Source organism: Cerasicoccus frondis (assembly GCA_031296915.1).
Lineage (GTDB): Bacteria > Verrucomicrobiota > Verrucomicrobiia > Opitutales > Cerasicoccaceae > Cerasicoccus > Cerasicoccus frondis.
Genome location: JAVDPC010000004.1, coordinates 1 through 17867, shown reverse-complemented (window position 1 = coordinate 17867; position 17867 = coordinate 1). Strand labels below are relative to the sequence as shown.

Below are 17867 nucleotides of genomic sequence, written 5' to 3'. Positions count from 1 at the left end.
ACGAAGAGGCGGGCAATGGGGCTGCGTTAATCCCGGACGCCTTGGTCTGGCGTGACTTCGGGTTGGGTCGGCGGCGGAGTGATTGGTCCGCGGCGGGTATTGCCGCCCTGTGCGCCGTCGTCGCTGAATGAGCTGAAGTCCACGCCCTTGAGGAGGGCCTGGGCGGCTCGGGCGGGGACGTTGATCGCCAGGGCTTCGGCCTCGGACATGGCGCCGGTTTGGAAGCTAGTGATCGTTACCGAGCCGTCGGCGTTGAGCGTGCCGGTAAAGCTGACCTGCTCCATTGCGTCAACGACTTGCTGCTCGTTGGCCAGTGGAATGAAGATGCCGCGACCCACGGAAATGCCGAAGCGGCCAGATGGCGTCGCGACGCCGCGCACTTTCGTGCTAAAGGAGAAGTTGGTGCCGCGGATGCCAGCGGTGCCGATGGGGGAGTCCACCTCGTAACTGGAGCCTTCCTCGGTGTTGAGCTTTTTCACCGAGCCGATGATGTCGCCTTCGAGCAGGCGGAGCTTGGTCTTGGAGGTGCTGGGTTCCTTTTCGAGAGCGTCGAGGGAGGGGGAGCCTTCGGGGATGGGCGCCTGCAGGTATTGCTCAATGGAGAGCGTGGAGCTTGGCTGAATCGTGAGCGTGGAACCATTGGAAAACAGGAGCACCACGGTCGCATCGGCGGCGGTGTTGATCGTGACGCCTTGCTTGAACTTCATCTTGGGCTCGATGCGGCCTTCCTCGCCTTTGGCGTAGTCGGTGAAGGTGGCGTTGCCCGTGACGCGGGCGACAAGTGCGACGGCGGGCTTCATCCCGGCGTTGACCGACGCGGCAGTTGGCATAGGCGCCATGTTTTGCGCCCAGGCGAAGGAGAATAGGACCAAAGCCAAGCCCAAAAGCCAGGTGATCCGTTTAGCAGCAGTGCGTTGTAATAGTAGTTCCACGGATAGAAATTTGCGTGAAGAATAATTTTCTGCGGGGGCGGGGTCAAGCGTGTAGACGGCTCATCATACGGCTGCGGCGGTAATTAATACCCTAGGTAGTGTTTTCAAAATGCAAAAAGCTATTTCAAAAGGTGGAGCCCAGTGTCCCTTGTGTCTTGTTTCATCCTGATGAGCCCTACATTGCCAACGAAGCTGTGGGTCGAGACGATCCACGGCGCCTTTTCCTGAGAAGCACTGCTTTGCCTGGTGGAGACACCGGGCTCCACCTTTTGAACAGACGCTAGGGGGGGGCAGTGGTTCGCCTATTTTGTAGTCGCTCGCTGCTGAACCAACAGTTGGGGGATGACGGCGTTGCGGTGGCGGAAGATGCTTTCCACTTGGTGGCGAATCAGGGGGAAGGCCAGATCGCCCAGTGGCGTGAACGGCAGTTCGTAGCGCACGTAGTCAATGATGTTGGTTTGCTGCGGGCCGAGCTCCTCAAAGGTGTGGCGGTGAATCCACGTTTTGTAGGGGCCTTTGATTTGCTCGTCGACGAACTCGTAGGGCGGATTCCAGACGGGGATCAACGTGCGCCAGCGCAGGGGGAGGCCGTGGAGGCGAATGCGGTAATCGATCTCCACGTCCTGTCGCATTTGGATGGGGAGGGGGGAGAGGATGCGGAAGCCCAGCTCGCGCGGGGTGATCTTTTCCAGGTTTTCCGCCTGGGCGAAAAACGCGAAGACCTCGTCCCTTGGCAGGTCCAGCTTCAGCTCAGTTCGAATCGAGTGCCACACGCCGCAAGCCAAGTCAGGCGCGGCGTTTTTGCAAGTCAGGCGCTCCAATAAAGGAACACGCCGTAGAGCACAATGAGCAGGCCGCCGCTGACGCGATGCAGCCGCCGGAACAGCGCGAGGCTGATTACGTGGAAGGCCGCCACGCCAGCGATCATCAGGATGGCGGGCGTGAAGTTGTCCGGCAGCCGGAGGGGGGAGACGATGGCGTAAAGCCCCACGCAAAGCGGGATGCACACGTGGGCGTCGCCCGCCTGCGCGCTGTAGACAACGTCCGCTTCCTGCCGTGCGCCATAGAAAATGGCGAGCAGCGCATTGGGCAAGGCCATGAGCAGGCCGGTGAGTAGGCCGAGGTTTTCACGGCTAATGAAGCCCGTGTCGATCGAGGAAAGCCAGTTGACGAGCCCGGTGATGCTGAACAGCAGGCCGTAGCCGCCCAGGGTGAGGAGGGTCAGCTCGACGATGAGCCAGGGGTTGAACCGGTTGGAGCTGCGGACGTTTTCCTTGAGCACTTCATAGACATGAAAAAGCTGCCACAGGAAAAACAGGCCGATCAGCGCGAGGCCGTCGCCAAAGTCGAGCACGCCGTCCTTGCCGAGCGCCCAGGTGATGCCGCCAAAGAAGAAGATGGCCATCAGCGTGAGCAGGAGGGCGAGCCGGTGGAGCTCGGCCTGTTGCTTGGCTTTCTTGGCCTTGCCTTTGGGGCTCAGATTGAGCCCCCAGATGACGGCGGGCAGCCCAAGCAAGAGCGTCAGGTTTGTCGCGTTATTGACCAGGCAGTTCGTCATGACTTCCTCGCCGGGCTGATGCGTGCGCAGGATGACGACGACGAAAAACAGGTTACCCAGGCCGGACAGGTAGGGCATCACGAGGTTGCCCAGCACGGTGCCCTCCATCCCGCCATTGGACAGCTCTTCCAGCCGCCAGATCATCAGGACCGAAGCGACCAGGAACAGGCTGAGCAAATACCATGGATTGTTGAGTAGTTGGGCAATCACGCGAAGTCCTTTAATCAAAGCAGCTTACGATCCAGACGGAAGATTTTTCCGCAGGGTTTGTATCCTTCACTTTTTCTTAACGGAAACGCCCGCCCGAAATCACTCGAGCAGCAGGGGGAGGGGGGGGAGCTTGTGGATGGGCAGCTGGCAAAGAACGGCGTTCCTGGCCCGTCGCCGGATGGGCGCAGGTAAGGAGCAGGGGCAGCGAATAGTATATTAATCGACGCTGGAATCTTAAGGAGCGTGACGGCGAGCTGGCATAGATCGAGGCAAGGCTGGCGTGGGAAGCCCAAGTTTAAACCCTGGGGCGTTGCCGGGGGGAGGAGGGGGGCAAAGTCGCCCGTACTCGGCAAATGTGCCCGGTAAGCGGGTCCAGCGTTGCGCGCAATCGCAAGCAGTCTTCAGGAGGCAACGCGGCTAGGCGCGCCTCCGGTTCGCTAAAGTGGATAGGGTGAGAGGGTCTTTTTCATGGTGGTAGGGATGGCGGTTACAGAGTTGAAAATACAGTATTCACATTTTCATTTAGTGAACAAGATAAAAGTGAACAAATGAGAAGTTTTTTTGTGGAAGGATTTGCTTGGGGGGAGACGCCGCCGAGGCGCTGCTTTTCAACCACGAAGGACACGAAATACACGAAGGCTGTGGGGCACTTGTTTGAGACTCACGCAAAGACGCAAAGACGCAAAGACGCAAAGCTCCCGAACGAAGCATATTGAAGCAGCAAATTTTAATAGGGCAACCTTCGCGCCTTCGCGTCTTCGCGTGAGATCTTAACGTCTCGGTGGCTTCGGTATTTCGTGTCCTTCGTGGTTGAAAAACAGCGTATGGTTTTAACGTGGGGCGGATTGACATTGGCTCGTTTTGCGGCATCCTTGGATACAGAATGATCGAGGTTTTTCGCGATATGAGCTCCGCCCGCGTCGGTCTGTATAACAGTATGCTGGAGAGCGCAGGCATTCCGACGATGGTGCGCAACTGGAACTCCATCACGATGACTACGGAAATTCCCATTCCCGTCATGTACCCGAATATCTGCGTCTTTAACGAGGAGGACGCCGAGACGGCGCGCGAGATCATCGCCGGGTTGGATGAGGACCAACTGGTTGATTGACGCGCGCATTCCGAAGCACAGGCGGGACGCCTCTGCGTGGATCGGTTAGGTTGAGTCGGGCACAGGCGGGACGCCTATGCTACTGGTCTAGTGGAACGCAGGTTAAGCGACCTTGAAGAATTTGCGCTTGCCGGCTTGGATGACGAGCTCGCCTGCGGGCTTTTCCAAGGAGTAGGTCGGGTCGTTGATGGCTTCGTCGTTGACCTTGACTCCGCCCTGCTCGATGAGGCGGCGGATTTCCTTTTTGCTCGGGAAAAAGTCCGTGGCCATCATGAGGTTGATCAGGCCGTAGCTGGGCTCGTCGCCCGCGAGCTGGGACCAGGAAAACTCGGGCATGTCGTCGGGGCGCTCTTTTTTGGCGAATACCTGCTCAAATTGCTCAAGCTCATGCTTGGCTTCCTGCAGCGAGTAGAACATGGCGACCATGGACGAGGCCAAGTGCTTCTTGGCGACCATCGGGTGGTCGTTCTTGTGGTGCTCGATGCGATCTTCGTCCATGAGGAGGAGCAGGCGGTAGTAGTCCCACATCGTCTCGTCGCTGATGGACATGATGCGGCCAAACATATCCTTGGCCGAGTGGTTGAAGGAAATGTAGTTGTCGTAGCTCTTGGACATTTTTTTGACGCCGTCGAGGCCGACGAGGAGCGGCATGGTGATGACCGCCTGCTCGGGCTGCCCGGCGTCTTTCTGGAGCTGGCGGCCTACGAGCATGTTGAAGAGTTGGTCGGTGCCGCCGAGCTCGACGTCGCTTTCGAGCATGACGGAGTCGTAGCCCTGCACGAGCGGGTAGAGGAACTCGACAATGGAAATTGGGCTGTTGCTGGCGTGTCGCTTGGAGAAGTCGTCGCGCTCAAGCATGCGGGCCACGGTCATCTTGCGGGCGAGGTTGAGCGTGTCGCCGAAGGACATTTGGCCGAACCACTCGCTGTTGTAGCGGACGATGGTGCGCTCCTCGTCGAGGATCTTGAAGGCTTGTTCGAGGTAGGTTTCGGCGTTGGCGCGGACCTCGTCCTCGGTCAGGACCGGGCGGGTGTCGGAGCGTCCAGAGGGGTCGCCGATGGTGGCGGTGTAGTCGCCGATGAGGAGGATGCAGTCGTGGCCCATGTCCTGAAACTGCTTCATCTTATTGAAGACGACGAGGTGTCCGAAGGTGAGGTCGGGGCGGGTGGGGTCGACGCCGAGCTTGATGCGGAGCTTTTTGCCCTTGCGGATGCGGTCCATCAGCTCGTCTGCGCCAATGATGGTGTCGATGTTCTGGGTAATGATGTCGAGTCGGCTCATGGGATTTACTTGGAAAGCTGAGGATTTAAGGCGGATTCGCCGCCGATGGACAAGGGCAAATGTTGTGACACCCTCTGGGAGAATTTGTATTGGCGGATTTTCGTGCGGATTCGTGGCGTGGGTCTGCGCTCATTTTCAGAGGCTTCCTAATGTTGGGGCTACGGCCCATAAAATTTAAGGGCTTATGTAATTTGCATTCCTGGCCTGGAATTAGTTTTCTACACCCGCATTCATCCATTACTGAGGCTATGAAAAAGATCCTGTTGCCATCCGCATACTACATCCACTGCCGTCTGTGCATGGTGTTGGTACGCGTACGGCAGCAGGTTTCTTTCTCCCGATTTCAGAGGCGCGCAAGCTAAGTGCTTCGCAGGTTGGTCGTTTATCCTGCGAAGCGCGCCTGTGGGGGGCTCTTGAGAGAGCATTGATCTTTGTGGGGAAGCTGTCGCCAACTACTTTGGGCGTCGCCTTGGTTAGGCAATGAAGTTCGCAGGCGCTCGCTAGGTTCTGTTCGAACAGGTGGAGCCCGGTGTCCCTACCGGGCTTGCTATTGCCTCTCCGTCAACCCGCTGGATGAAACAAGCCCGGTAGGGACACCGGGCTCCACCTTTTGAAATCGCTTTTTTGCATTTTCGAACACGCCTTAGAAGGCTTGCGGTTTTGGGTTTAGGCCACGTAGCATCCCCGGCCAATGGATATGCTGGTCATCATCTTGATTCTGGTTGCGTGCTTCCCGCTGTTGGCGTGGTGGACGCGGCCGGGGTGGGCAGTGGCGCCGTATTTATTGGCGGCGTTTGTGTCGTTTTATTTCATCTTCGCGATCATGGGCGGCTTTGTGTTCGGGATGATTTCGCTGTATCTCTCGGCTTATTTTGAGTGGATCAATGTGGCTATTTTCCAGGAGAGCATGGCGCTGGTGGCTTACATGGCGCTGTTTGCGGTGGCGACGCGGTCTTATTTCAAGGAGTTTGGCGATGCAGCGAAGAACTCGGCCCCGGCTGAGTAATCGGGCTTGAGCCACGCGGGCAACGCAGGCAATCTATGGCTCGCCATGAAAATCATTTCCGTCTGCTTACTCGCAATGTCGGCGCTTTCGGCGCAGGCTGATCACCCGCTTTGGGACGTCTACCAGGAGCACCTCAAGGCTGCCAAATACGTCGACCTCACGCATGCCTTTGCCCCGGTGCAACCCGTGTGGCCGGGCTTTGGCGAGGCGACGTTTTCCGCCACCGTCGCGGGCAAGGACATGCCAGGCTACGTCGAAAAGGGGGAGGCGTTCACCATTGCCAAGCAGGGTTTCCGCGCGACGGCTTACGTGCTGCCAAGCGACCAATACGGCACGCAGCTAGATCCGCCCGCGCATTGGAATCCCGTTGGCGCGACGATCAGCGACTTGCCGCCGACCTTTGCGGTGCGCCCCTTGGTGGTGATTTCGATTGTGGAGCAGTTGAAGGACAACGCGGGCTACGAGCTGACCATCGATGACATCATTGACTGGGAAAAGGAAAACGGGCTGATCCCCGAGGGCGCCGTGGTGATGGTTCGCAGCGACTGGTACAAAAAGTGGAGCGACGTGGAGCACTTCACGGACAAACCATTTCCGGGGGTGAGCTTGCCCGCGCTCAAGTTTCTGCATTTGGAGCGGCATATTTTATTCCATGGGCACGAGCCGCTGGACACTGACGACTCGGATGACCTGGAGGGCGAGGCCTGGCTAATGCATCATAACTTCGCGCAAGCTGAGGGCGTCATGAACCTCGATCAGGTTCCGGAGGCTGGCGCGCTGGTGGCGATTGGCTACGCGAAGCCGCTGGGCGGCACGGGCGGCTTTGCCCGGTATATCGCGATATGTCCGCCGGACTGGCCTTTTGGCGTGTCGGTGGAGGAAGCGCCGGGTGCGCCTTTGCCGGTGGCTGGCGTCCCGCTGCGGCGAAATGCCCAGGGCGTGTTGACACCAGGCGGGAAGCCGAATTTAATTAAGTAATAAAAGCGACGGCCAACATTCACACTGTTTCTTGCCAATGCTTGACTTGGCTGCGGCATAGGACTTGGTTTAGAGCTTCATTCCAAACATACTTAGACTATGGCACTTGCTACCGGAACCTCCGCACCTGATTTCACGCTGAAGACTAAAAACGCAGACGGCCTTTCGGACGTCACCCTTAGCGCGAATTACGGGTCCAAGAAAACCGTACTTCTTTTCTTTCCGCTGGCCTTCACCAGCGTTTGTCAGAATGAGCTTTGCACCATGAGCAGCGCGCTCGACGAGTATGCTGGCCTGGACGCCGTGGTTTACGGCATTTCCGTGGACAGCCCGTTCTCGCAGGAAGCGTTCGCCAAGGCGAACTCGATCACCGTGCCGCTTTTGTCGGACTTCAACAAGGACGTGGCCAAGAGCTACGACGTGCTTTACGAAGACCTGCTCGGCTTCAAGGGCGTCGCCAAGCGCGCGGCGTTCGTAGTCGATGCCGACGGCAAGATCGTTTATTCCTGGGTAACGGAAGACCCGCATAACTTGCCGCCGTTTGACGAGGTGAAGGCTGCCATCAGTTAAACTTTATTCCATTCTGACAGAACTCGCATCAATCTTGCTTCGCTTTAACTAACCTTATGTCAGAACTCGCCGATCCGTTTAATGTCCTAACAGAACTTTCCGGCCAGGGTTTCTATTATTCCCTGCCGGAGCTGGAAAAAAGCGGTGTGGGGCCGGTTTCTTCATTACCGGTTTCGATCCGTATTGTCCTCGAAAGCATCCTGCGCAATTGTGGCACGGCAGGCATTACGGAAGTGGACGTTAAACGGTTGGCGAATTGGAATGCGGCTTCACCCGCGCCGGAGGAAGTGCCCTTCGTGGTGAGCCGCATCGTGTTGCAAGACTTTACCGGCGTTCCGCTGCTCGTCGATCTGGCGGCCATGCGTGACGCCGTGAGCGAGCTCAATGCTGACCCGCAATTGATCGAGCCGCTGGTGCCCGTGGACCTCGTGGTCGACCACTCCGTGCAAGTCGACCGCGCTGGCACGGCGAGCGCCTTCGTGGCGAATCTTGAACGCGAGTTCGAGCGCAACCGCGAGCGTTACGAATTCCTGAAGTGGGGGCAGCAGGCCTTTGAAACCTTCAGCGTGGTGCCGCCCGCAATTGGCATCGTGCACCAGGTGAACCTGGAGTATTTGGCGCGCGTCGTTTTCCAGAAAGAAATCGGCGGCAAGAACGTGCTTTACCCGGACAGCCTGGTGGGCACCGATTCGCACACGACCATGATCAATGGCCTCGGCATCGTTGGCTGGGGCGTGGGCGGCATCGAGGCGGAAGCCGGTATGCTGGGCCAGCCCATTGCTTTCCAGACGCCGGAAGTCATCGGCGTCAACCTGACCGGCGTTCTCAAGGAAGGCGTGACCGCGACCGACCTCACCCTGCGCATTACGGAAATGCTCCGCGCGGAAAAGGTCGTGGGCAAGTTTGTGGAGTTTTACGGCGAAGGAACGGAAGCGCTGACCTTGGCGGACCGCGCGACTATCGCCAACATGGCTCCGGAATACGGGGCGACCATGGGTTTCTTCCCGGTGGATGAAAAGTCGCTCGATTACCTGCGCGCCACGGGCCGCACCGAGGAGCAAATTGCGACCATTAAGGAATACCTGGAAGCGCAGGGACTCTTTGGCATGCCCAGAGCGGGCGAGATCACTTACACCAAAAGCCTCGACCTGGACCTCAGCACGATCGTCCCGAGCGTCGCTGGCCCGCGTCGTCCACAGGACCGCATCGACCTCGACAAGCTCAAGGACTCGTTCAACACAATGCTCCACGCGCCAGTCTCGGATGGCGGCTATGGCGTGCCGACCCAAGCCGCCACGCGCAAGGCCACAGTCGACACCAGCAAAGACATCGAGCGCTGGCGAGACGAAGGTGGGGCCCTGGTTCAGACCGAGACTTTGCCGGAAATCACCCACGGCTCCGTGTTGATCGCCGCGATCACCAGTTGCACCAATACCTCCAATCCATCGGTGATGTTGGCTGCGGGCCTTCTCGCGAAAAAAGCCGTGGAGAAAGGGCTGAAAATCGACCCAACCGTGAAGTGCTCGCTGGCCCCTGGTTCCCGCGTGGTCACGGATTATTTGAATGAAACCGGGCTGACGGAGTATCTCGACACGCTCGGCTTCAACCTCGTTGGCTACGGCTGCACGACTTGCATTGGCAACTCTGGTCCGCTGGACCAATCCGTTGAAGAAGCGATTTCCGAGGGTGAGCTCGTTACGGCGTCGGTGCTGTCCGGCAACCGCAATTTCGAAGCCCGCGTGCACGGTTCGATCAAGGCGAACTTCCTGATGAGTCCGCCGCTCGTGGTGGCGTTTGCGCTCGCGGGCACCGTCAATTTCGACATGGACAACGATTCGCTGGGCGAAGATCAGGACGGCAATCCGGTCTACCTCAAGGATCTCTGGCCAAGCCACGAAGAAATCCAGAGCAACATTCTCAAAGGCCTGAAGCCGGAGATGTTCCGCTCGAAGTATGGCGACCTTAACTCGGCCAATCCGCAGTGGAACAGCGTGGAATCCTCCACGGGGGCCGTTTACGATTGGGACGCGGACTCGACCTACATCCAGCGCCCGCCTTTCTTTGAAGGCTTCGGCATGGAGCCAGGCAAGATTACCTCATTTGCGGGGCTGCGCCCCATGGCGCTGCTGGGCGCTTCGGTGACGACGGACCACATTTCCCCGGCTGGCGCGATCAAGCCAGACAGCCCAGCCGGCCGTTACCTGATCGAAAACGGCGTCGAAGTGCGGGAGTTCAACAGCTATGGCTCACGGCGCGGCAATGACCGCGTCATGACGCGCGGGACCTTCGCCAACGTCCGCATTCGCAACGAAATGGCCGACGGCAAGGAAGGCGGCTACACCAAGCTGCAGCCAGACGGCGAGGTGATGGCCATTTACGACGCCGCGATGACTTACAAAGAGCGGGGCGAGGGCTTGATCGTATTTGGCGGCGTCGATTATGGGATGGGTTCCTCCCGCGACTGGGCGGCCAAGGGCACTGCGCTGCTCGGCGTGAAGGCCGTGGTTTCCAAATCTTTTGAGCGCATTCACCGCAGCAACCTGATCGGCATGGGCGTCCTCCCGCTTTGTTTCAAGGAAGGGGAGGACAAGGACACCCTCGCGCTGAACGGCACGGAAACCTACGACCTGCTCGGTTTGAGCGAAGACATCAAACCGGGCGCTGAAGCCACTTTGGTGATCCACCGTGCAGATGGTTCAGAGGAAAAAGTCACCTTGGACGTCCGGTTAGATACTCAAGTTGAGATTGAATATTACCGTAATGGTGGTATCTTAACTTATGTCTTACGCCAATTGCTCGATAAATAATTAGCAACATTTATTCGTTTTAGGCTTGGGCTTGACCGGGCCGAAAGACCATATTTAAAGAAATTTCGACTAACCCAAACGCATGCCTGACAGCGAGAGCCCAGTATTCCTCATCGATGCTTATTCCGAGCCGGTGATTCTGCGCATTCATGGCCGCGCGAGCTTCCTTAATTGCGCCCCGGTGCGCGATTTTTTCGACCGTGTGGCCGAGATGGGGAAGCGCAGCGTGGTGATTGATTTTCAAGACTGCACGGGAATGGACAGCACGTTTCTCGGCATCATGGCCGGCGCCGCGCTGGAGTTCCGTAAGCTGGAGCCACCAGGCGACTTCACGCTGGTGCGCCTGAGTCAGCGCAACCTGGAGCTGGTTCGCAACTTGGGCCTCCATCGCATCATGAACGTGGAGACCGGCGATTTTGAGATGTCCTTCAATGCGAAGCAGTCGGAGTCGCTTCAAGGCGCCAGCCAGTCCGAGCGGGACAACGCCGCCATGGTCCTCCGGGCGCATGAATGCCTCGTGGAAGCCGACAGCAGCAATCAGAAAAAATTCCAGGACGTCCTTTCTTTCCTGCGACTACAGGTCGATAAGGACACGCCTTAAGTTACGCGCCTCTGCGGCCATCCGGCCCTAGGTGGGTGTGAATTTAATACAGTTTAGGTGAGGGTCTTAGACTTGATGGTTGATTTATCAGGAATTGACGACGTCTAAGGGGAACCTACGAACGCAAACCATGAGGTGAAAAAGGCGGCCGTAAAAGGCTCGTAAAGGTCTTGTTTGCTCGCGTTATGAGGAATGGTTGCTAGGGTGTTTGCTTATGAGCGCGATTAGCAACTGGTGGGAAGAACTTTGCAGCACTGCATTCATGCCCCATGGACATTGTTACATGTGGGACCCCTGGATTTTGTGGTTGCACGTTGTGGCTAACGGTATGGTGGTTTTTGCCTACTGCACCATTCCTTTCGGGCTTTTCTACTTTGTCCGGAAGCGTAAGGACATCATTTACAAGCATGTCTTTCTCCTGTTCGCCTTGTTTATCCTGTGCTGCGCCGCCACGCACGCGATGGCCATATTGACCATTTGGAAGCCGTATTACATGGCCGAAGGGGTTGTTTTAAGCATCACCGGCGTTGTGTCGATCGCGAGCGCAGCGGTCCTGTTTCGCCTGATCCCTCAAGCGCTGAGACTGCCCAATCCACAGGAGTTGAAAAAGACCAAGGAGGAGCTGCAACTGGAAGCGCAGAAGGTGGCCGACGCACAAGCCGCCAGCCACATGAAGTCTCAATTTCTCGCCAACATGTCCCACGAAATCCGCACGCCGCTCAATGGATTGTTGGGCTCCATTGAGCTAATGGGCACGGACCCGGAACTGAAGAAACGCTTCACCACCGAAATCGGCATAGCTCAGCAGTCGGGTGAGAACCTGCTCGGGATCATCAATGACATCCTCGACCTGGCCAAGATCGAGGCGGGAAAACTGGAGCTGAGAAATGTGCCCTTTGATCCGAACTTCACCATTAGCAATATCGTGGAGCTGCTGCGCGTGCGCGCCGAGGCGAAGCGGTTGAAGCTCGTGCTCGAAGTCTCAGACGACATGCCGACATATGTTTACGGAGACCCCATTCGGCTCTCTCAGATCGTGACCAACCTCCTGGCCAACGCCATTAAGTTCACTGACAGCGGGCAGATCGATGTCCACGTGCATGTGGAGGAGGTTGAGGATGACAACGTGTGCCTGAGCATTGCCGTGCATGACACAGGCATTGGCATTGCGCCCGATCGGGTGGATGAAATTTTCGAATCATTCAGCCAGGTGCACGGTGAAATTAATGACGAGCGTGGGGGGTCCGGCCTCGGTCTGGCGATTTCCAACGAGCTGGCCAAAAAGATGGGGGGCGGTCTGACTGTCGACAGCGAAGAGGGCGTTGGTTCTGCCTTCACGGCATTAGTGCGGCTTGGGTCGCCCAATTCTGGCAGTGGGCTTCAGGTTTCAAACAAGCGAAAGTCGTTCACACTCCATCCGCCACATGGCAAAGATGTGCTCCGCATTCTCATTGCCGAAGACAATGCCTCCAGCCGCCATATTTTGCGCAAAATGCTGACGATGAACCAGGTAAGCGTCACTGCGGTGACCAATGGCCTGGAAGCGCTGGAAGCCTTTGACGAGGATGATTTCGACCTCATCGTTATGGATGTGCGCATGCCCAAAATGGATGGTTTGGCGGCGATTCGCAAAATTCGTGAGTCGAACAAAGATCATGAAAAACGGACGCCGATTCTGGTGCTCACCGCGTATGCGATGGAGGAAGACCAGGATCGCGTTATCAATGTCGGCGCGGACGCCCACTTGGGGAAGCCTTACCAGAGACATGAATTAATCGCCAAATTACAGCAGTTGCTTGAGCAGCATAGCCCGGCAAATAGTCAGCACGTCTAACAGAATACTAAAAAACTTTTTAGCCTGTAGGAAAAATTTCAGGCCCGGAGCCTTCACTTTTGGTGGGGGCTTTGTTGCGTACTTTCCGTATGCGTTTAACAATTTGATAAATTAAATTAATCGAGAATCAGTATCACATTAGTTTTTCTTGCGTATATTGGCGGATTTGGTTAGCTTATCTAATTGTTGAGCAACCCATGAATAAGCCAATTGAATTTGCCATCACCGACGCTAATGAAGCAGCAGCCTCGGTGGCCTACCGACTCAGCGAGAATATCGCCATTTACCCCATCACGCCGTCCACCCCGATGGCCGAGCTTTCGGACGAGTGGGCTTCGGGGGGTAAGCAGAACCTTTGGGGCGATGTTCCAACTGTAGTCCAAATGCAGAGTGAAGGCGGCGTAGCCGGCGCACTCCACGGCGCGTTGACCGCCGGCACTTTAGCGACGAGCTTTACGGCGTCGCAGGGGCTCCTCCTGATGATCCCCAATATGTATAAGATCGCCGGGGAACTGACGCCGTTCGTGCTCCACGTGACAGCGCGCAGCCTTGCGACGCACGCGCTGTCGATCTTCGGCGACCACTCGGACGTCATGGCCTGCCGCCAGACGGGCTTTGCGATGCTGTGCTCCAACAGCGTGCAGGAGTCCGCGGACTTGGCCGCTATTGCCCACGCCGCGACGCTCGAGTCCCGCGTGCCGTTCTTGCATTTCTTCGACGGCTTCCGCACTTCGCACGAGATCAACACCTACGAGTCCGTCAGCAATGAAGTGCTCGATCAGTTGATCGATGACGACGCGGTGAAGGCCTTCCATGACCGCGGCTTGACCCCGGACGCCCCGATGATTCGCGGCACCGCGCAGAACCCCGACGTGTTCTTCCAGGCCCGCGAAGCCGCCAACGGCTATTACGACGCGCTGCCGGAAATCGTCGACCGCATCATGGCGAAGTTCGGCGAGCTGACCGGCCGCCGTTATCAGCTTTTTGAATACTCCGGCCCTGAGGATGCGACCGACGTCGTGATCGTCATGGGCTCGGGTGTTGAGACCTGTCAACAAGCCGCCGCTGCGCTGAATGCCGATGGCCGCAAGGTCGGGGTATTGGCCGTTCGCCTGTTCCGCCCGTGGTCGCTGCAGCACTTTGTTGACGCGCTGCCGAAGACGGTGGAGCGTATTGCCGTGCTCGACCGCACGAAGGAGCCCGGCGCCCTCGGCGAACCGCTTTACCAGGACGTCGTCACCGCGCTGCGCGAAGCGAAGGACCTCGGCAAGATGGTCAGTGAGCCAACCGTGCTCGCCGGTCGCTATGGCCTCGGCAGCAAGGAGTTCAACCCGGCCATGGCCAAGGCGGTCTTTGACAACCTGCTCGGCGGCGACGCGATCAACCATTTCACGGTGGGCATCGTGGACGACGTGACCCACCGTTCCCTGCCGGTCGATGAAGACTTCAAGGTTGCTTCTGGAGATCAGTTCTCCGCGGTCTTCATCGGCCTCGGCAGCGACGGCACCGTCGGCGCCAACAAGAACACCATTAAGATCATTGGCGAAGAAACCGACAACTGCGCGCAGGCCTACTTCGTGTATGACTCGAAGAAGAGCGGCGCGATGACCGTTAGCCACCTGCGCTTTGGCCCGAAGATGATCAAGGCGCCATACCTCGTGCAGAGCGCGAAGTTTGTGGGCATCCACCAGTGGCAGTTCGTGACGAAATACGACGTGCTGAAATACGCCGCCGAAGGCGCCACCGTGCTGATGAACTCGCCGTTCCCGCCGGAAAAAATTTGGTCGAAGCTACCCTTCGAAGTGCAGCAAACGTTGATCGAAAAGAAGCTCGAGCTTTACACGATCGACGCCTACGCCGTGGCCCGCAAGGCCGGCATGGGAGGCCGCACGAACACCATCATGCAGACCTGCTTCTTCGCAATCTCCGGCATCCTGCCCAAGGACGAAGCCATCGCGAAGATCAAGGGCGCTATCGAAAAGACCTACATGCGCAAGGGCCCCGCGATTGTGGAGAAGAACTTCGCCGCAGTCGACATGGCCTTGAGCTCACTTTATCTGGTTGACCTCCCCGCCGCCGCCAACTCATCCATCGCCTTCCCTCCGGCGGTCGCGGCGGAGGCGCCAGACTTCGTTCAACGAGTCACGGGCGTCATGTTGCAAGGTGATGGCGACTTGCTGCCCGTCTCGGCCTTCCCGGTCGACGGCACGTGGCCGTGCTCCACGAGCCAGTGGGAGAAGCGCAACATCGCCACCGAAATCCCCGTGTGGGATCCCGAGGTCTGCATCCAGTGCGGCAAGTGCGCGCTCGTTTGCCCGCACGCCACGATCCGCTGCAAGCATTACCCGGAAAACGCGCTCGACGAAGCGCCCGAGAATTTCCTCTCCGCGCCCTTCAAGGACCGCAAGATCACCGGCCACCGCTACACCATCCAAGTAGCGCCCGAGGACTGCACCGGCTGCGGACTTTGCGTGACCGCTTGCCCGGCCAAGAACAAGGCCAACCCACGCGAGAAGGCGATCAACATGCGTCCGCACCAGGAGACCGTGGCGCAGGAAAAGATGCGCTGGGACTTCTTCCAGGAGCTGCCTCGCCCCGAGCGCACCGCGCTGGGCCTCACCACTCGCGACACTCAGCTGCGCGAACCGCTCTTTGAGTTCTCCGGCGCTTGCGCTGGCTGCGGTGAAACGCCTTACCTGAAGCTGCTCACCCAGCTCTTTGGCGACCGCCTGATGATCGCCAACGCGACTGGCTGTTCCTCCATTTACGGCGGCAACTTGCCCACGACTCCGTATTGCACGGATGAGAATGGACGTGGCCCGGCTTGGAGCAATTCGCTCTTCGAAGACAACGCCGAGTTCACCATGGGCATGCGTTTGGCCGTTGATAAAAAGACGGAAATGGCGCGCCGACTCCTCCAGCAACTCGCGCCGCAATTGGGCGACATGCTGGTCCGCGAAATCCTGATGAGCCATCAGAAGGATGAGATGTCCGTCTTCGCTCAGCGCGACCGCGTAGCCGAGCTCAAGCGCAAGCTGATCGGCATGAACGAGCCGGCAGCCAAGCGACTGCTAACCTTCTCCGAGTTCCTCGTTCGCAAGAGCGTGTGGGGCGTCGGGGGCGACGGTTGGGCCTACGATATCGGCTTCGGCGGCCTGGACCACATCCTCGCCAGCGGACGCAACGTCAACATCCTGGTGCTCGACACGGAAGTTTACTCCAACACAGGCGGCCAAGCCTCGAAGTCCACGCCGATGGGCGCGGTGGCGAAGTTTGCCGCCGGTGGTAAGGAAACGCCGAAGAAGGACTTGGGCCTCATCGCGATGGGTTACCAAAACGTCTACGTGGCCAAGATCGCCATGGGCGCCAGCGAGCGCCAGGTGATCCAGGCAATGGACGAGGCCGAAAGCTTTGACGGGCCGAGCTTGGTCATCGCCTACAGCCATTGCATCGCCCACGGCTACAACCTGAACTTCGGTCTGCAGCAGCAAAAGCTGGCCGTGGACAGCGGACACTGGCCGCTCTACCGCCACGATCCGCGCCGTGTTGATCTGGGCGAGCCCGCGCTTCAGCTCGACAGCAAGGCGGCGAAGAAATCGCTGCAGGAATACGTGGATAACGAAGTCCGCTTCCGTTCGTTGGCGCAAGTCAACCCCGGTCGCTCGAAGGAGCTCATCAACCGGGCAGAGTCTATCGACGGCGCACAACGCCGCCTCTACGAAAACCTCGCGCAGGTCAACAAACCCAAAGACGACACCGGCGAGCCGATTTAAATAATTATGAATGCAGAATGATGAATTATGAAAATCAGCGAGCTCTGAACTCGAACCATTTCATAATTCATACTTCATAATTCAAAATTAAAAACCATGAATCTCACCACGACATACCTCGGGCTCGAGCTGCCCCATCCCTTTATCCTCGGCGCTTCGCCACTGGCTTCGAACCTTGATCGCGTGCGCAAGGCGGAAGACGCGGGCGCGGCTGCCATCACGCTGCACTCACTTTTTGAAGAGCAGGTGACGCATCACCAAGCCGGCCTCGACGCCCACGTTTACGCCCATGAGGAAAGCTTTGCGGAAGCGGGCAGCTACTTCCCGAAAGAGGTCGAGTATCACTACGGACCGGAGGATTACCTGGCGCACCTGAGCGCGGCGAAAAAGGCCGTCAATGTGCCCATCATTGCGTCGCTCAATGGCACGCACCTCGGCGGCTGGTCCTACTTTGCCAAAGAGATCGAAAAGGCCGGCGCCGATGCGCTTGAGCTAAATCTTTACTACCAGCCCCGTGTGTCCAGCGAATCGGCGGAGATTGTCGAGGCGCGCACGGAAGAAATCGTGAAGACGGTTTGCGAATCGATCCAGATACCGGTGGCGGTCAAGCTGTCGCCGTTCTTTACGTCGATGGCGCACCTGGCGCGTCGCCTGGAAGCGGCGGGCGCGAAAGGGTTGGTGCTCTTTAATCGCTTTTACCAGCCGGACATCGACATCGAAGAGCTGGAAATGAAGCCCACGCTCAGTCTGTCGGATTCTTCTGAACTGCTGCTGCGTTTGCGTTGGCTGGCGGTGCTCTTTGGGCGCTATCAGCTGGACTTGGCGTGCACAGGCGGGGTCCACACGCGGGATGACGCGATTAAGGCGGTCATGTGCGGCGCCGACGTCGTGCAGATGGTGTCCGAGCTGCTGGTGAATGGGGTGGGGCGGATCGAGGATCTGCGCACCGATCTAGAGCGTTGGATGGAAGATCACGAGTACGAGTCGCTGGCGCAGATGAAGGGCAGCATGAGCTACCGCCACGCGCCGAACCCGGAAGTCATCGAGCGCGGCAACTATGTGCGCATCCTGCAATCCTGGGAGCCTCAAGCAGAGTTGGTTTAGAGCACTTTTCATCTAGATTGCCGATTCAGGTGGGGTATAGATTGGATGCAGCGCAAGGCGGCTTTGATTGAGCGGGCTGGAAGCCCGTGATTGAAATGCCAA

The 17867-nt window shown here is 58.1% G+C and carries 13 protein-coding genes; 9 read left to right on the top strand and 4 right to left on the bottom strand.

What is annotated here, in order from left to right:
- Positions 1 to 26: 26 nt before the first annotated feature.
- From RBB63_RS03955 to RBB63_RS03945, 3 genes are all read right to left on the bottom strand, one after another.
- Positions 27 to 932 carry a FecR family protein gene (locus RBB63_RS03955; RefSeq protein ID WP_309381313.1) on the bottom strand — a complete coding sequence of 302 codons (906 nt, stop codon included), beginning with the start codon at positions 930 to 932 and terminating at the stop codon, positions 27 to 29.
- Between the two features lie 302 nt (positions 933 to 1234).
- Positions 1235 to 1705: an SRPBCC family protein gene (locus RBB63_RS03950; RefSeq protein ID WP_309381311.1), complete on the bottom strand. Its 471-nt coding sequence runs from the start codon at positions 1703 to 1705 to the stop codon at positions 1235 to 1237.
- A gap of 35 nt (positions 1706 to 1740) precedes the next feature.
- Positions 1741 to 2718, bottom strand: coding sequence for a sodium:calcium symporter (locus RBB63_RS03945; protein ID WP_309381309.1), 978 nt, complete (start codon positions 2716 to 2718; stop codon positions 1741 to 1743).
- 865 nt (positions 2719 to 3583) lie between these two features.
- Between RBB63_RS03945 and RBB63_RS03940 the strand changes: the two genes are divergently transcribed.
- Complete coding sequence (locus RBB63_RS03940; RefSeq protein WP_309381307.1) at positions 3584 to 3811, top strand: putative signal transducing protein; 228 nt, start codon at positions 3584 to 3586, stop codon at positions 3809 to 3811.
- Positions 3812 to 3913: 102 nt separating this feature from the next.
- On the opposite strand, the gene tyrS is transcribed toward RBB63_RS03940, so the two are convergent.
- Entirely contained in the window at positions 3914 to 5092 is a 1179-nt protein-coding gene (gene tyrS / locus RBB63_RS03935; protein ID WP_309381305.1) for a tyrosine--tRNA ligase, read from the bottom strand.
- A gap of 691 nt (positions 5093 to 5783) precedes the next feature.
- Between tyrS and RBB63_RS03930 the strand changes: the two genes are divergently transcribed.
- From RBB63_RS03930 to RBB63_RS03895, 8 genes are all read left to right on the top strand, one after another.
- Positions 5784 to 6098, top strand: coding sequence for a hypothetical protein (locus RBB63_RS03930; RefSeq protein WP_309381303.1), 315 nt, complete (start codon positions 5784 to 5786; stop codon positions 6096 to 6098).
- Positions 6099 to 6143: 45 nt separating this feature from the next.
- A complete protein-coding gene (locus RBB63_RS03925; protein WP_309381302.1) occupies positions 6144 to 7076 on the top strand; it encodes a cyclase family protein in 933 nt (310 codons plus the stop codon).
- A gap of 99 nt (positions 7077 to 7175) precedes the next feature.
- Positions 7176 to 7646 (top strand): redoxin domain-containing protein, encoded by a 471-nt coding sequence (locus tag RBB63_RS03920; RefSeq protein WP_309381300.1) that lies wholly within the window; start codon positions 7176 to 7178, stop codon positions 7644 to 7646.
- A gap of 56 nt (positions 7647 to 7702) precedes the next feature.
- A complete protein-coding gene (acnA, locus tag RBB63_RS03915; protein ID WP_309381298.1) occupies positions 7703 to 10453 on the top strand; it encodes an aconitate hydratase AcnA in 2751 nt (916 codons plus the stop codon).
- 82 nt (positions 10454 to 10535) lie between these two features.
- Positions 10536 to 11054, top strand: coding sequence for an STAS domain-containing protein (locus RBB63_RS03910; protein ID WP_309381296.1), 519 nt, complete (start codon positions 10536 to 10538; stop codon positions 11052 to 11054).
- A gap of 214 nt (positions 11055 to 11268) precedes the next feature.
- Positions 11269 to 12888, top strand: a complete 1620-nt coding sequence (locus RBB63_RS03905; RefSeq protein ID WP_309381294.1) for an ATP-binding protein — start codon at positions 11269 to 11271, stop codon at positions 12886 to 12888.
- 197 nt (positions 12889 to 13085) lie between these two features.
- Positions 13086 to 16661: a pyruvate:ferredoxin (flavodoxin) oxidoreductase gene (gene nifJ, locus RBB63_RS03900; RefSeq protein WP_309381292.1), complete on the top strand. Its 3576-nt coding sequence runs from the start codon at positions 13086 to 13088 to the stop codon at positions 16659 to 16661.
- A gap of 96 nt (positions 16662 to 16757) precedes the next feature.
- Positions 16758 to 17765, top strand: coding sequence for a dihydroorotate dehydrogenase-like protein (locus RBB63_RS03895; protein WP_309381289.1), 1008 nt, complete (start codon positions 16758 to 16760; stop codon positions 17763 to 17765).
- Positions 17766 to 17867: the final 102 nt, after the last annotated feature.